The sequence below is a fragment of the Streptococcus sp. NLAE-zl-C503 genome, assembly GCF_900104285.1.
In the GTDB taxonomy this organism is placed as follows: Bacteria; Bacillota; Bacilli; order Lactobacillales; family Streptococcaceae; genus Streptococcus.
Genome location: NZ_FNJT01000001.1, coordinates 493,204 through 507,057, shown reverse-complemented (window position 1 = coordinate 507,057; position 13,854 = coordinate 493,204). Strand labels below are relative to the sequence as shown.

General features: G+C 41.3%; 16 protein-coding genes, 1 tRNA gene and 1 riboswitch. Of the genes, 12 read left to right on the top strand and 5 right to left on the bottom strand.

Annotated elements, in window-relative coordinates:
* Positions 1-17: 17 nt before the first annotated feature.
* Positions 18-1,241, bottom strand: a complete 1,224-nt coding sequence (gene pepT, locus BLS46_RS02475) for a peptidase T (protein ID WP_093585470.1) — start codon at positions 1,239-1,241, stop codon at positions 18-20.
* A 152-nt stretch (positions 1,242-1,393) separates the two neighbouring features.
* Between pepT and hemH the strand changes: the two genes are divergently transcribed.
* On the top strand, positions 1,394-2,488 hold the full coding sequence (gene hemH, locus BLS46_RS02470) for a ferrochelatase (protein WP_093585468.1): 1,095 nt from the start codon (positions 1,394-1,396) through the stop codon (positions 2,486-2,488).
* 41 nt (positions 2,489-2,529) lie between these two features.
* Here the strand turns inward: hemH and mscL are convergent, their stop codons facing one another.
* Together mscL and BLS46_RS02460 are read right to left on the bottom strand one after the other, a co-directional pair.
* The gene (mscL, locus tag BLS46_RS02465) at positions 2,530-2,910 is read right to left on the bottom strand and encodes a large conductance mechanosensitive channel protein MscL (protein ID WP_093585466.1); all 381 of its coding nucleotides are present in this window, start codon (positions 2,908-2,910) and stop codon (positions 2,530-2,532) included.
* 84 nt (positions 2,911-2,994) lie between these two features.
* Entirely contained in the window at positions 2,995-3,426 is a 432-nt protein-coding gene (locus BLS46_RS02460; protein ID WP_093585464.1) for a GtrA family protein, read from the bottom strand.
* Positions 3,427-3,454: 28 nt separating this feature from the next.
* A riboswitch (PreQ1 riboswitch) is annotated at positions 3,455-3,551 on the top strand.
* Between BLS46_RS02460 and BLS46_RS02455 the strand changes: the two genes are divergently transcribed.
* From BLS46_RS02455 to dapA, 4 genes are all read left to right on the top strand, one after another.
* Positions 3,549-4,058, top strand: a complete 510-nt coding sequence (locus tag BLS46_RS02455) for a QueT transporter family protein (RefSeq protein ID WP_093585462.1) — start codon at positions 3,549-3,551, stop codon at positions 4,056-4,058. It overlaps the preceding riboswitch by 3 nt.
* Before the next feature lie 105 nt (positions 4,059-4,163).
* Positions 4,164-4,236 (top strand) — tRNA-Thr (locus tag BLS46_RS02450).
* A 357-nt stretch (positions 4,237-4,593) separates the two neighbouring features.
* Positions 4,594-5,670 (top strand): aspartate-semialdehyde dehydrogenase, encoded by a 1,077-nt coding sequence (locus tag BLS46_RS02445; RefSeq protein WP_093585460.1) that lies wholly within the window; start codon positions 4,594-4,596, stop codon positions 5,668-5,670.
* A gap of 56 nt (positions 5,671-5,726) precedes the next feature.
* Positions 5,727-6,662, top strand: a complete 936-nt coding sequence (gene dapA / locus BLS46_RS02440) for a 4-hydroxy-tetrahydrodipicolinate synthase (RefSeq protein WP_093585458.1) — start codon at positions 5,727-5,729, stop codon at positions 6,660-6,662.
* A gap of 44 nt (positions 6,663-6,706) precedes the next feature.
* On the opposite strand, the gene mnmE is transcribed toward dapA, so the two are convergent.
* Positions 6,707-8,080: a tRNA uridine-5-carboxymethylaminomethyl(34) synthesis GTPase MnmE gene (mnmE, locus tag BLS46_RS02435; protein WP_093585456.1), complete on the bottom strand. Its 1,374-nt coding sequence runs from the start codon at positions 8,078-8,080 to the stop codon at positions 6,707-6,709.
* A gap of 133 nt (positions 8,081-8,213) precedes the next feature.
* A complete protein-coding gene (locus BLS46_RS02430; RefSeq protein ID WP_001117401.1) occupies positions 8,214-8,396 on the bottom strand; it encodes a 4-oxalocrotonate tautomerase in 183 nt (60 codons plus the stop codon).
* A 122-nt stretch (positions 8,397-8,518) separates the two neighbouring features.
* Here BLS46_RS02430 and BLS46_RS02425 point away from each other — a divergent pair, with 122 nt between their 5' ends.
* The 7 genes from BLS46_RS02425 to glyA are packed head-to-tail and all read left to right on the top strand — an operon-like array spanning position 8,519 to position 13,847.
* The gene (locus BLS46_RS02425) at positions 8,519-9,118 is read left to right on the top strand and encodes a thymidine kinase (RefSeq protein WP_093585454.1); all 600 of its coding nucleotides are present in this window, start codon (positions 8,519-8,521) and stop codon (positions 9,116-9,118) included.
* The gene (locus tag BLS46_RS02420) at positions 9,108-9,587 is read left to right on the top strand and encodes a GNAT family N-acetyltransferase (protein ID WP_093585452.1); all 480 of its coding nucleotides are present in this window, start codon (positions 9,108-9,110) and stop codon (positions 9,585-9,587) included. The genes BLS46_RS02425 and BLS46_RS02420 overlap by 11 nt, the downstream gene beginning before the upstream one ends.
* A gap of 9 nt (positions 9,588-9,596) precedes the next feature.
* Positions 9,597-10,676: a peptide chain release factor 1 gene (gene prfA / locus BLS46_RS02415; protein WP_093585450.1), complete on the top strand. Its 1,080-nt coding sequence runs from the start codon at positions 9,597-9,599 to the stop codon at positions 10,674-10,676.
* On the top strand, positions 10,676-11,512 hold the full coding sequence (gene prmC, locus BLS46_RS02410) for a peptide chain release factor N(5)-glutamine methyltransferase (protein WP_093585448.1): 837 nt from the start codon (positions 10,676-10,678) through the stop codon (positions 11,510-11,512). The genes prfA and prmC overlap by 1 nt, the downstream gene beginning before the upstream one ends.
* On the top strand, positions 11,496-12,098 hold the full coding sequence (locus BLS46_RS02405; RefSeq protein WP_180364035.1) for an L-threonylcarbamoyladenylate synthase: 603 nt from the start codon (positions 11,496-11,498) through the stop codon (positions 12,096-12,098). The genes prmC and BLS46_RS02405 overlap by 17 nt, the downstream gene beginning before the upstream one ends.
* A 1-nt stretch (position 12,099) precedes the next feature.
* Complete coding sequence (locus tag BLS46_RS02400) at positions 12,100-12,531, top strand: GNAT family N-acetyltransferase (RefSeq protein ID WP_093585446.1); 432 nt, start codon at positions 12,100-12,102, stop codon at positions 12,529-12,531.
* 59 nt (positions 12,532-12,590) lie between these two features.
* On the top strand, positions 12,591-13,847 hold the full coding sequence (glyA, locus tag BLS46_RS02395; protein ID WP_000575508.1) for a serine hydroxymethyltransferase: 1,257 nt from the start codon (positions 12,591-12,593) through the stop codon (positions 13,845-13,847).
* Positions 13,848-13,854 lie beyond the last annotated feature (7 nt).

Here is a 13,854-nt window from a genome sequence, read left to right as displayed (position 1 = left end):
GAGCTACCTCGTCTTTTTTAGTCTTTATAAGCTACAATACCAATGATGGTATCCACCGCACGCTCCATAGTCTGAAGGCTGACGTATTCAAAACGTCCATGCATGTTTTCACCACCTGCAAAGATATTGGGAGTTGGAATTCCCATAAAGGAAATCTTAGAGCCATCTGTTCCACCACGAATTGGTTCGATAATAGGTGTGATACCTAAATCTTCCATAACAGCTTTAGCAATGGTAACGGGCGTCATATCTTTCTCAATGACTTCTTTCATATTGTAGTACTGGTCTGTCAGAGTCAAGGTAACGCGATCATTCCCAAGCTCTTGATTCATCTTATCAGCGATAGACTGCATAGCTGCTTTACGCGCTTCAAATGCATCTTTTTCAAAGTCACGGATGATGTAGCTTGCACGCGCCTCCTCGACACTACCTGACACATCCATAAGATGATAGAAACCTTGGTAACCATCTGTTAGTTCAGGTCGGTCATTCTCTGGAAGTTGATTATGAAAATCAATTGCTAGCTGAAGGGCATTGACCATCTGGCCTTTAGCAGTACCAGGGTGAACGTTGCGCCCTTGGAAATGAAGTTCAGCAGCAGCTGCTGAGAAAGTCTCGTATTGAAGCTCCCCTAGTGGTCCACCATCAACAGTATAGGCAAAGTCAACGTCAAAATCTTCTGCATCAAACTTATTAGCTCCAACACCAATTTCTTCATCTGGTCCAAAACCAACACGAATCTCACAGTGTTTGATTTCGGGATGAGCAGTCAGATATTCAATAGCAGTCATAATCTCAGCAATCCCTGACTTGTCATCAGCACCCAACAAGGTTGTGCCATCAGTTGTGATAAGGGTTTGTCCTGGATATTTCTCAAGGCTCTTGAAATCAGTTGGATCGAGTTTAAATCCAGAATCACCCAAGTCGATAGCTCCTCCATCGTAGTTTTCGATGACTTGCGGATTAACGCCCTCAGCATTAAAGTCAGCAGTATCCATGTGGGAGATAAACCCAATCTTGCGTGTCAAGCTCGGATCATTAGCTGGTAAGGTACCAATAGCAAAACCATTTGGTAGGTAGTAAACATTTTGCAGGCCAACATGTTTCATCTCAGGAATAAGAACAGTGGTCGCAAAATCTACCTGGCTTTGCGTACTTGGAGTAGTAGTAGAGTGTTCATCAGAACGCGTATTGACCTTAACGTAGGTCAAGAAACGATCTAAAAGGTTGGGATAAGTCATAAAAACTCCTTTAATATCATTTTTTTCATTGTATCATAGAATGGAGAGAAAGACAAAGAGAAGTAAATAAAAATAAAATGAATGAAAGCGTTTATTTATTATATATTTCATGGTAGAATAGTAATTGAAAAAAATATCACAAGGACATATCAATGAAAAAAGCGATTTTAATGATGACATTTGGTTCGCCAGAAGAGATCACCTTTGAGAGTGTAGCGGATTTTTTTACCAATATTCGTCGTGGAATCAGACCCCAGGATCACGAGATTCAGACTCTTTATGACAATTATCTTCGTATAGGTGGTACGCCCCTGCAGAGGATTACACGTGAGGAGGTCAATTTAGTCAAGGAACGTTTAGGAGAAGAGTATGGCATCTACTTTGCCAACAAATTTTCTCGGCCTTTTATCCCTGATGTGATCAAGCAGATGGAGGCTGATGGTGTTGAAGAATGTATTTGCTTGATTTTAGAACCTCATTATTCCTTTTACTCAGTCATGGGGTATGAGAAGTTTCTGGAAAGCCAGCAGATCCGATTTTTAGTCATTAAGGACTGGTATCAGCAACAGTCTTTGCTGAACTTTTGGACAGATGAGGTTGGTAAAATCTTGAGAGACGAAGTGGGAGGGGAGTCCTTTAAGGTGCTCTTCTCAGCCCATAGTGTTCCAATTTTTGCCTTGGACTTTGGAGATCCATATATCGATCAGATTTTCGATAATAGCAAGTTGATAGCAGAGCAACTCAGTCTAACCGCAGATCAGTATACCAATACTTGGCAGAGCGAGAGTGATATTGGAATCCCTTGGATTAAGCCAGATGTACTCGAGTATCTGAAAGAACAGAAACAACATCCAGAGCATTATATTTTTGTACCAATTAGTTTTATCAGTGAGCATATCGAAGTTCTTTTTGATAACGATGTAGAATGTTATGAATTATGTCAAGAATTAGGTGTAACCTACCATCGACCACCTATGCCAAACACAGATTCTCGTTTGATTGATGCTTTAGTTGATACTGTAAGAGCCAATGAACATAAAGAATTTAAGGAATTTCTCCCAGAAGAAGAAACCTTTGATGAGTTAGCACCTTCAGCAACTACAAAGGACATCATGGAGGAGACAGATGACCTTCAGATGCCAGAGTTTGTGAAAAAACTGATTGAGAAAAAAGGTCGTGAAAATGTGAAGATGCCTTACTTGATTAAGAAAATGCTCGAAAAGGCTGGTAAGCTACCAAAAGAGTAAAGAAAAAAGGATTTAGCTTTAAGCTAGATCCTTTATCTGTCTTATTTTTTCTCAAGAAGAGCTTTGATTTCTTGAAGTACTTCCAACTCAGTTGGACCAGCTGGAGCTTCCTCAGCAGCTTCTTCTTTTTTAGTAAGGCTTTGAGCTTTTTCCATAGCTTTAATAACGAAGAAGAGAACAGTACCTACAACAAGGAAGTTGATAATAGCACTCAAGAATTTACCATATGTAACACCATTCCATGCAAGCTCAGCGATGTTTTGTACTTTCGCAGCTTCCAAGGCTGGGTTCAATAGGAGTGGAGTGATGATATCATTAACAAATGAAGTAACGATAGCACCGAAAGCAGAGGCGATGATTACACCGACAGCAAGGTCAACGACATTGCCACGAAGCAAAAATTCTTTAAGATCTTTTAACATTTTCATAATTTCCTTTCAAGAACTAATCTTAATTGTACCTGAAATACCTAAATATTGCAACCTTAATGCTTAATGACATCCATTTCATTTATAAAAAACGTATACTTTACTAAAAATATAATTAAGAAAGATAATCAAAACCTGCGCAATTAGCGTTTCGATGGCATTAACCTGATCTAGTTGATCGTTGACAAATTGTCCGATAATATTGGGATAAGATGTAACGAAGATATAAGTTAAAAGAACGTCAAGTCCAAGTGTTGAGAGACGAGCTAAGAAAAACTTAGCCAGGCGAATTGGCCAATTCCTTCTCTCTTGTTTAAAGACGATGGTGTCATTTGTGATAAAAGCAAAGAGAATAGCGATAATATTTGCGAGTGCGGTTGCTAGAATTTCCTGGTGACTGATATGGTAGATAAATAAACGTGATAGGATAGATACTAGCGTAGTAGCACCACCGAAAAATAAGTAGGATAGGATTTCGTTATCAAAGAAAGCTTTTATTAGTTTTTTCATGATTTTAGTATAGCATAAAGCTGGCTATTGTGCTATACTGGTAAGGTTGATTCAATCAACCCTTGGTGCTTAGCTTCTTTCACCAAGCATATTGTACGCGGGAAACCGTCAAAGGAGAAAACATGAAAAATTTAACTGTTCGTGACATGGCAGATATTGCTATCGTTGCTGCTATCTATGTGGTTTTGACCATCACCCCACCCCTTAATGCCATTAGCTACGGTGCCTACCAGTTCCGTATTTCTGAGATGATGAATTTCTTGGCCTTTTACAATCCCAAATATATCATCGGTGTGACGATTGGTTGTATGATTGCTAATTTCTTTAGCTTTGGTCTAATAGATGTCTTTGTCGGCGGGGGCTCTACCCTAGTTTTCCTTAGTCTAGGTGTATGGCTATTTAGCAAGTACAAGAAAGACTATCTGTTCAATGGTTTGATTCGAAAAGATCATTTCTTCTTTTCAATCCTGTTCTCCATTTCAATGATTACCATTGCATCAGAACTTCATATCGTTGCAGAAGCTCCGTTCTTCTTCACATGGTTCTCTACAGGAATTGGAGAGTTTGCATCACTTATCGTAGGTGCGATTTTGATCAATAAACTGGGACAGCGAATCGATCTTACAAAATAAGAAGTTTATAAGCTAGATTCTTGCTAAATCTAGCTTTTTTCATTCCATAAAATTAAAAGAGAGCGCTTGACAAGAGCATAGAACTATAGTATACTTTTTAGGTAGGCTGATTTAGCTCAGTTGGCAGAGCGCATCCATGGTAAGGATGAGGTCGCCGGTTCAATCCCGGCAATTAGCATGATAGAAACGAAATAACCTTGGGAGACCAAGGTTATTCTTATCTACCTGTATAAATGAAGTTAAAGCATTTTGGCTGTTGACAAAAGTGACTCTATCTAGTAGAATAGTAGTTGCGATGAGTCGATAGGTAGTCTTCGGACTACTATTGAGCATAAGGAGGTCATAACGCAGGAGCGGACCTTGATGAGTTGTGTGAACCTGCTCATCACATGAAGATGCCTCTTAGTCCCTGGTCAATGACTAGGGATTTTTAATTTTCAGAAAATATAGCCTCAAAATACTTTGCAATTCATTGAAAAAGTAGTATAATATTCCTATTATAGAAATTTTTAGAAAATTCCGAAAGAGGTTAGTTATGGGATATACAGTTGCTGTAGTCGGCGCGACAGGTGCTGTCGGAGCTCAGATGATAAAAATGTTGGAAGAATCAACACTTCCAATCGATAAAATTCGTTACCTTGCTTCTGCACGTTCAGCAGGCAAGACTTTGAAATTTAAAGACCAAGATATTACGATTGAAGAAACGACTGAGACAGCTTTTGAGGGTGTTGATATTGCACTCTTCTCAGCAGGTGGTTCGACATCAGCTAAGTATGCACCATACGCAGTTCAAGCTGGAGCGGTAGTAGTTGATAACACATCCTACTTCCGTCAAAATCCAGACGTACCATTGGTTGTCCCAGAGGTCAATGCTCATGCACTTGATGCCCACAACGGAATCATTGCCTGTCCTAACTGTTCAACAATCCAAATGATGGTAGCGCTTGAGCCAGTTCGTCAAAAATGGGGCTTGGATCGTATCATCGTTTCAACTTACCAAGCCGTTTCAGGTGCTGGTATGGGAGCGATTCTTGAAACACAACGTGAACTTCGTGAAGTCTTGAATGACGGTGTGAACCCACGTGATTTACATGCCGAAATCTTGCCTTCAGGCGGTGACAAGAAACACTATCCTATCGCCTTTAACGCTCTTCCACAAATCGATGTCTTCACTGACAATGATTACACATACGAAGAGATGAAGATGACCAAGGAAACGAAGAAAATCATGGAAGATGACAGCATTGCAGTATCTGCAACCTGTGTACGTATTCCAGTCTTGTCAGCTCACTCTGAGTCAGTTTATATCGAAACAAAAGAAGTGGCTCCAATCGAAGAAGTGAAAGCAGCTATTTCAGCCTTTCCAGGTGCAGTTCTCGAAGATGATGTAGCGCATCAAATCTATCCGCAAGCTATCAACGCTGTTGGTTCACGTGATACTTTTGTTGGTCGTATCCGTAAAGACTTGGATGCTGAAAAAGGAATCCACATGTGGGTTGTTTCAGATAACCTTCTCAAAGGTGCTGCTTGGAACTCAGTTCAGATCGCAGAAACACTTCACGAACGTGGATTGGTTCGTCCAACAGCTGAGTTGAAATTTGAATTAAAATAGTCATATCGTTTAGGAGTTCAGATGAACTCCTTCTTTGAAATAGAGAGGTGTTTCTCATGTCTTATCAAGATTTAAAAGAGTGTAAAATCATCACAGCCTTTATTACCCCTTTCCATGAGGATGGTTCCATCAACTTTGATGCCATTCCAGCCTTGATTGAGCATTTGTTGGCCCATCATACAGACGGTATTCTGTTAGCTGGAACTACCGCTGAGAGTCCTACCTTGACTCATGATGAAGAGTTGGAACTCTTTGCGGCTGTGCAAAAGGTTGTCAATGGACGTGTTCCTTTGATTGCGGGTGTAGGGACCAATGACACACGTGACTCTATCGAGTTTGTCAAAGAAGTCGCAGAATTTGGAGGGTTTGCAGCTGGCCTTGCTATCGTCCCATACTACAATAAACCTTCTCAAGAAGGGATGTATCAGCATTTTAAGGCGATTGCGGATGCATCAGATTTGCCTATTATCATTTATAACATTCCAGGCCGTGTGGTTGTTGAGTTGACTCCTGATACCATGCTTCGCTTGGCTGACCATCCTAATATTATCGGTGTTAAAGAATGTACCAGCTTGGCAAATATGGCTTACTTGATTGAGCACAAGCCAGAAGAGTTTTTGATTTATACAGGTGAAGATGGGGATGCCTTCCATGCTATGAATCTCGGTGCAGATGGGGTTATTTCTGTTGCCTCTCATACAAATGGGGATGAGATGCATGAGATGTTCACTGCAATTGCAGAAAGCGATATGAAGAAAGCTGCAGCTATTCAACGAAAATTCATTCCTAAGGTCAATGCGCTCTTCTCTTATCCAAGCCCTGCACCTGTCAAGGCCGTTTTGAATTACATGGGATTTGAAGCTGGACCAACTCGTTTGCCATTAGTCCCAGCGCCAGAAGAAGACGCAAAACGTATTATCAAGGTCGTTATTGACGGCGACTATGAGGCAACAAAGGCAACTGTAACAGGTGTCTTAAGACCAGATTACTAATAAAGACAATAAAATCCATGACCGCAAGAACGATCATGGATTTCTTATTTTCCTAAACAGAATTGGCTAAAGAGTTGGGTAATGAGTTCATCGGGAGCAGCATCACCTGTGATTTCTCCAAGGATCTCCCAAGTACGGGTCAAGTCAACTTGGAGAAGGTCGACTGGCATCCCAAGTTCTAGTCCTTCATTAACTGCTTGCAAGCTTTCAACAGCCTTCTCAATCAAGGAAATATGACGGGCGTTGGACAGGTAAGTAGCATCTTGCTCGACCAAGCCTGCATTTTCAAAGAAGAGGTTGTTAATGCGTTCTTCAATCTTATCAATGTTTTGATTTTTAAGAACTGAGATACGAATGACATCTTCTGGAAGTTCGGAAGTTTCAATCGCTTCAGGCAGGTCAGTTTTATTGAGTAGAATAATGCGATTAGTATCCTGACTGATTTCTAGGAGTTGGCGGTCTTGGGCGGTTAGTGGTTCACTGGCATTTAGAACCAGTAGAACCAAGTCAGCTTCCTTGAGGGCTTTTTTCGAACGCTCAACACCGATTTGCTCCACGATATCATCTGTTTCACGAATTCCAGCTGTATCAATCAATTTGAGAGGAACACCATTGATGTTGACGTATTCTTCGATGACATCTCGTGTAGTACCAGCGATATCAGTCACGATAGCCTTATCTTCACGCAAGAGATTGTTTAGAAGGCTGGATTTTCCAACGTTGGGACGGCCGATGATAGCTGTTGAAATACCCTCACGAAGGATTTTACCGCGACGAGCTGTTCTAAGGAGGTTGGTCAAGAGTTGTTCAAATTCCTTAGTTTTCTCACGGACAACGGCAGTAGTGGCTTCCTCAACATCGTCATACTCAGGATAGTCAATATTGACCTCAACTTGGGCAAGCGTATTGAGGATTTCTTGCCGAGTATTGTTAATGAGATCAGAAAGAGAACCGTCCAATTGCTTAACCGCAATGTTCATAGCCTTGTCAGTCTTGGCACGGATGATGTCCATCACCGCCTCAGCCTGTGTCAAGTCCACACGACCGTTTAGAAAGGCGCGCTTGGTAAATTCACCGGGTTCTGCCAACCGAGCTCCTTCACGGATAGCTAACTGGAGAATTTCATTGGTCACTGCAATCCCACCATGGGTGTTGATCTCGATAATGTCCTCACGAGTGAAGGTCTTTGGAGACTTCATGGCCCCAACCATAACCTCGTCCATGACCTTACCAGTTTGAGGATCGACGATGTGTCCGTAGTTGAGAGTATGGCTAGCAACCTTGCTTAAGTCTTTTCCTTTAAAAATCTTTTGCGCAATGGCAAAACTGTCAGTTCCACTCAGGCGGACAATCCCAATAGCCCCTTCTCCAAGAGGTGTGGAGATAGCAGCAATGGTATCAAATTCACGTGTAATCATACTTCTTCCTTTAATAACACTTTTCTTGGACATTCCTCCAAGGCTCTTTTCAAATTGTAACAAATTTAAACCATTTCTTCAATGGATGCTACTTGGAGATTGAAAAAGCCTAAGCGAAATTGCTTAAGCTAGTTTATTTGGTGCGCATTTCACCTTGAGGAAAGTAGGTTCCTTCAGGCATGTCATTGATAATGACATGGACAGCAGACTGAGGGGCTCCAGTGTTACGAACAACAGCTTCTGTTACTTCCTTAGCAAGAGCTTTCTTTTGCTCGAGCGTGCGACCTTCAAATAAATCGATGCGTACAAATGGCATAATAGCTTCCTCCACTAGTTTTTGATTTCTTCTATTTTACCACATTTTGCCGTTTAAAGCTTCAGAAAATTATGATATACTAGAATGTAGCAAAAATTTAGAAATGGACGTGAAATAGAAGCATGGCACAGTTGTATTATCGTTATGGGACCATGAACTCTGGTAAGACGATTGAGATTCTCAAGGTAGCCTATAACTACGAAGAGCAAGGAAAAGGTGTTGTCATCATGACCTCTGCTCTGGATACACGTGATGGTGTTGGTTATGTATCTAGTCGGATCGGCATGAAACGCCCTGCCCTTGCGATTGAGGAGACAACGGATATCTTTGGATTTATCCGAGATTTACCTGAGAAACCATACTGTGTTTTGGTCGATGAAGCCCAGTTTCTCAAACGTCACCATGTTTACGACCTAGCTCGTGTTGTCGATGAGTTAGACATACCCGTCATGGCATTTGGTTTGAAAAATGACTTTCGTAATGAATTGTTTGAAGGTTCCAAATATCTCTTGCTTTTAGCAGACAAGATTGACGAAATCAAGACCATTTGCCAGTATTGTAAGAAAAAGGCGACTATGGTACTCAGAACCCTAGACGGAAAGCCTACCTATGAGGGAGAACAAATTCAGATTGGTGGTAATGAAACCTATATCTCGGTTTGCCGTAAACATTATTTTGCGCCAATGATAACATCTAACAAGGAGCACAACTATGACAATTGAACTAAGAGATGTTACAATGGAAAATTATTTTGATGTTTTGAATTTGGATGTCAAGGAATATCAAAAACAATTCATTGCAACCAACGCAATTAGTTTAGCTGAAGCATATGTCTACACTAAAAGTGGAGATTTTGTAGCTCCATTGGCAGTTTATGATAATGATGCAATTATAGGTTTTGTGATGATAGCTTATGATAAAAAGATCGGAATTAGTAGTGGAAATTATTTACTATTTCGTTTTATGATTGATAAGAATTTTCAAAATCAAGGATATTTTAAACCAATTATGGATAAAGTGCTAGACTATGTTCGGACAGCGCCAGCAGGTTTAGGTAATAAATTTTGGTTGTCTTATGAACCAGAAAATGAACATGCAAGATCTTGTTACCTCAGTTATGGATTTAAAGAAACTGGAGAAATATCCGAGAACGAAGTAGTAGCAATCTATGATTTAACAATTGAGAAATAAGGAGAAAAAATGAACATCTATGATCAACTACAAGCTGTAGAAGACCGTTATGAAGAATTAGGAGAATTGCTCAGTGACCCTGATATCGTTTCAGACACCAAGCGTTTCATGGAGCTTTCGAAAGAAGAGGCTTCTACTCGTGACACGGTAACAGCCTACCGTGAATACAAACAGGTCCTTCAGAATATCATTGATGCTGAGGAAATGATTAAAGAGTCTGGCGGAGATGCGGACTTGGAAGAAATGGCCAAGCAAGAACTCAAAGATGCCAAGTCTGAAAAAGAAGAGTATGAAGAAAAACTGAAAATCTTGCTCCTTCCAAAGGATCCAAACGATGACAAGAACATCATCCTTGAAATCCGTGGAGCAGCTGGTGGAGACGAAGCGGCACTTTTCGCCGGAGACCTTCTAACTATGTACCAAAAGTATGCGGAAGCCCAAGGCTGGCGCTTTGAAGTCATGGAAGCCTCAATGAATGGTGTTGGTGGTTTCAAAGAAGTGGTTGCTATGGTCTCTGGTCAATCCGTTTACTCTAAGCTTAAGTATGAGTCTGGTGCCCATCGTGTGCAACGTGTCCCTGTGACAGAAAGTCAGGGTCGTGTTCATACTTCGACAGCCACAGTTCTTGTCATGCCAGAAATCGAAGAAGTAGAATACGATATTGATCCAAAAGACCTTCGTGTGGACATCTACCATGCCTCTGGTGCTGGTGGACAGAACGTCAATAAGGTTGCGACTGCCGTTCGTATCGTTCACTTGCCGACCAATATCAAGGTTGAGATGCAGGAAGAACGTACCCAGCAGAAAAACCGTGAGAAGGCCATGAAGATCATCCGCGCGCGTGTTGCTGACCATTTTGCGCAGATTGCTCAGGATGAACAAGACGCTGAGCGTAAGTCTACTATCGGTACTGGTGACCGTTCAGAACGTATCCGTACTTACAATTTCCCACAAAACCGTGTCACAGACCACCGTATCGGCTTGACTCTCCAAAAACTAGATACCATTTTGTCTGGTAAATTGGATGAAGTTGTAGATGCCTTGGTGCTCTATGACCAAACACAAAAATTAGAAGAATTAAACAAATAATGAAATTAGCTCAATTATTTTCAGATTTTGAAGAAGAGTTGATAAGACAAGGAGAGGAAGCAGAAAGCCTCTCTTTTGTCTATCGTAACCTAAAAAATCTATCTTTTACAGATTTCGTCTTTGCCCTCCAGCAAGAAGTAACCAAAGAGGAAGAATTATTTATAGAAGAAATTTACCAGCAGTTAGCAGCCCACACACCGGCCCAGTATATTATCGGTCATGCTGAATTTTTTGGAATGCAGTTAAAAGTAGATGAGCGGGTTTTGATTCCTCGTCCAGAGACAGAGGAGTTGGTTGAGCTCATCCTGGCTGAAAATTCTGATGAAAATCTTAAGGTCTTGGATATCGGCACGGGAAGTGGTGCCATCGCCCTTGCTTTAGCAAAGAATCGTCCAGACTGGTCAGTGACAGCAGTTGATATTTCACAGGATGCACTAGATTTGGCAACTGAAAACGCTAAAGTTCAGAATTTCCAGATATTTTTTAAAAAATCTGATTGTTTTGCAGAAATTTCTGAAAAATATGATATAATTGTATCCAATCCACCCTATATCTCTCGTGAAGATGAGTCAGAGGTCGGTTTGAATGTTTTGCATTCAGAGCCTCATCTAGCTCTCTTTGCAGATGAGGATGGCCTAGCTATTTACCGCAGAATTGCGGAAGATGCAAAAGACTATCTCACAGATGGTGGTAAGATTTACCTTGAAATTGGATACAAGCAAGGTCAAAGTGTTCCTGCGCTTTTTAGGAAACATCTTCCTGAAAAACGAGTACGAACACTCAAGGACCAATTTGGTCAAGATAGGATGGTTGTAGCTGATGATGGACAGGATTAGGCAAGAGTTGGAAAAGGGTGGAGCTGTTGTTCTGCCTACAGAGACAGTTTACGGTCTTTTTGCTAAGGCCTTAGATGAAAAAGCTGTCGACCATGTTTACCAACTCAAACGTCGTCCTAGAGACAAGGCGCTTAATCTCAATGTTGCCTCTCTAGAGGACATCTTGTACTTTTCAAAGAATCAACCAGCTTATCTACAAAAACTTGTAGAGACTTTTTTACCAGGTCCCTTGACCATTATCCTAGAAGCAAACGACAGAGTTCCATATTGGGTCAATTCTGGTCTTGTAACTGTTGGATTTCGGATGCCGAATCACCCCATTACGCTGGATTTGATTCGAGAGACTGGTCCCTTGATTGGGCCGTCTGCCAATATTTCAGGTCAGGCAAGTGGAGTAACCTTTCAGCAAATCCTTGAAGATTTTGATCAAGAGGTTCTGGGTCTGGAGGACGACGCTTTTCTAACTGGACTGGATTCGACTATTTTGGATCTGTCTGGAGACAAGGTGAAAATCTTACGCCAAGGGGCGATCAAGCGTGAAGATATTCTTGCTCGGTTGCCAGAGATTTCTTTTGAGGAGGAATGAGATGCTAAGAGATTTGCAAGAAAATGATGTGAAAGCTATATGTGACATCAATCAAGAAGTCTTAGGCTATTCTTTTGGCCCAGACGAGACGGCTAGTCAACTAGCTAGATTATCTCAGGATTCACATCATTTCCTACTTGGCTATGAGGATGAAGCCAGTCATGTCCTACTTGGATATGTTCATGCTGAAGTTTATGAATCCCTCTATTCCAAAGCAGGATTTAACATCTTAGGCTTAGCGGTTTCACCTCAAGCACAAGGGCAAGGTATCGGTAAAAGCTTACTGCAAGGGTTGGATCAAGAAGCAAAAAGACGGGGTTATGGGTTTATCCGCTTAAACTCTGCTGATCATCGTCTGGGAGCTCATGCATTTTATGAAAAAGTTGGTTATACTTGTGATAAAGTGCAAAAACGGTTTATTCGCATCTTTTAGTTTATTTTCTTATTGTAAAACAAACTAAAGGACCAGTCACACTATAAAGGAGAAGACCTATGATTTTTGACAAAGATGATTTTAAAGCATACGATGCTGATCTCTGGAATGCTATTGCCAAAGAAGAAGAACGCCAACAAAACAACATTGAGTTGATTGCTTCGGAAAACGTTGTTTCCAAGGCTGTAATGGCTGCTCAAGGGTCTATCTTGACCAACAAATATGCCGAGGGTTACCCAGGACGCCGTTATTATGGTGGAACTGATGTAGTAGACGTAGTAGAGACTCTTGCTATTGAACGCGCGAAAGAAATTTTCGGTGCTAAATTTGCCAATGTCCAACCTCACTCAGGAAGCCAAGCCAACTGTGCAGCTTACATGGCTTTGATTGAGCCAGGTGATACCGTAATGGGGATGGATTTGGCAGCAGGTGGTCACTTGACCCACGGAGCTCCTGTCAGCTTCTCTGGTCAAACCTACAACTTTGTTTCTTATAGTGTGGATCCTGAAACGGAACTTTTGGACTTTGACGCTATCTTGAAACAAGCCCAAGAAGTAAAACCAAAACTAATCGTAGCAGGTGCTTCAGCCTATTCTCAAATTATCGACTTTTCAAAATTCCGTGAAATTGCTGATGCTGTTGGGGCTAAACTCATGGTAGATATGGCCCATATCGCTGGTTTGGTGGCAGCTGGTCTTCACCCGAGCCCAGTGCCATATGCTCATATCACCACAACAACGACCCACAAAACCCTTCGTGGACCACGTGGTGGTTTGATTTTGACCAATGATGAGGAACTTGCTAAGAAGATCAATTCAGCTATTTTCCCAGGTATTCAGGGTGGTCCTTTGGAGCATGTTGTTGCGGCTAAAGCTGTTTCCTTCAAAGAGGTTTTGGATCCAGCCTTCAAGGAATATGCTGCTAATGTCATCAAAAATAGTAAGGCTATGGTTGAAGTCTTTTTGCAAGACCCTGATTTCCGTATCATTTCTGGTGGGACTGAAAATCACCTCTTCCTTGTTGATGTTACTAAGGTTGTAGAAAACGGAAAAGTTGCTCAAAACTTGCTGGATGAAGTTAATATTACCCTAAATAAAAACTCAATTCCATACGAAACCTTGTCACCATTCAAGACAAGTGGTATTCGTATCGGTTCTGCAGCCATCACTGCACGTGGATTTGGTGAAGAAGAAAGTCGCAAAGTGGCTGAACTCATCATTAAAACCCTTAAGAATGCAGAAAATGAAGCTGTCTTAGAAGAAGTGAGAAGCGAAGTCAAAGCGTTGACAGATGCCTTCCCACTATACGAGGACTAATACTTTT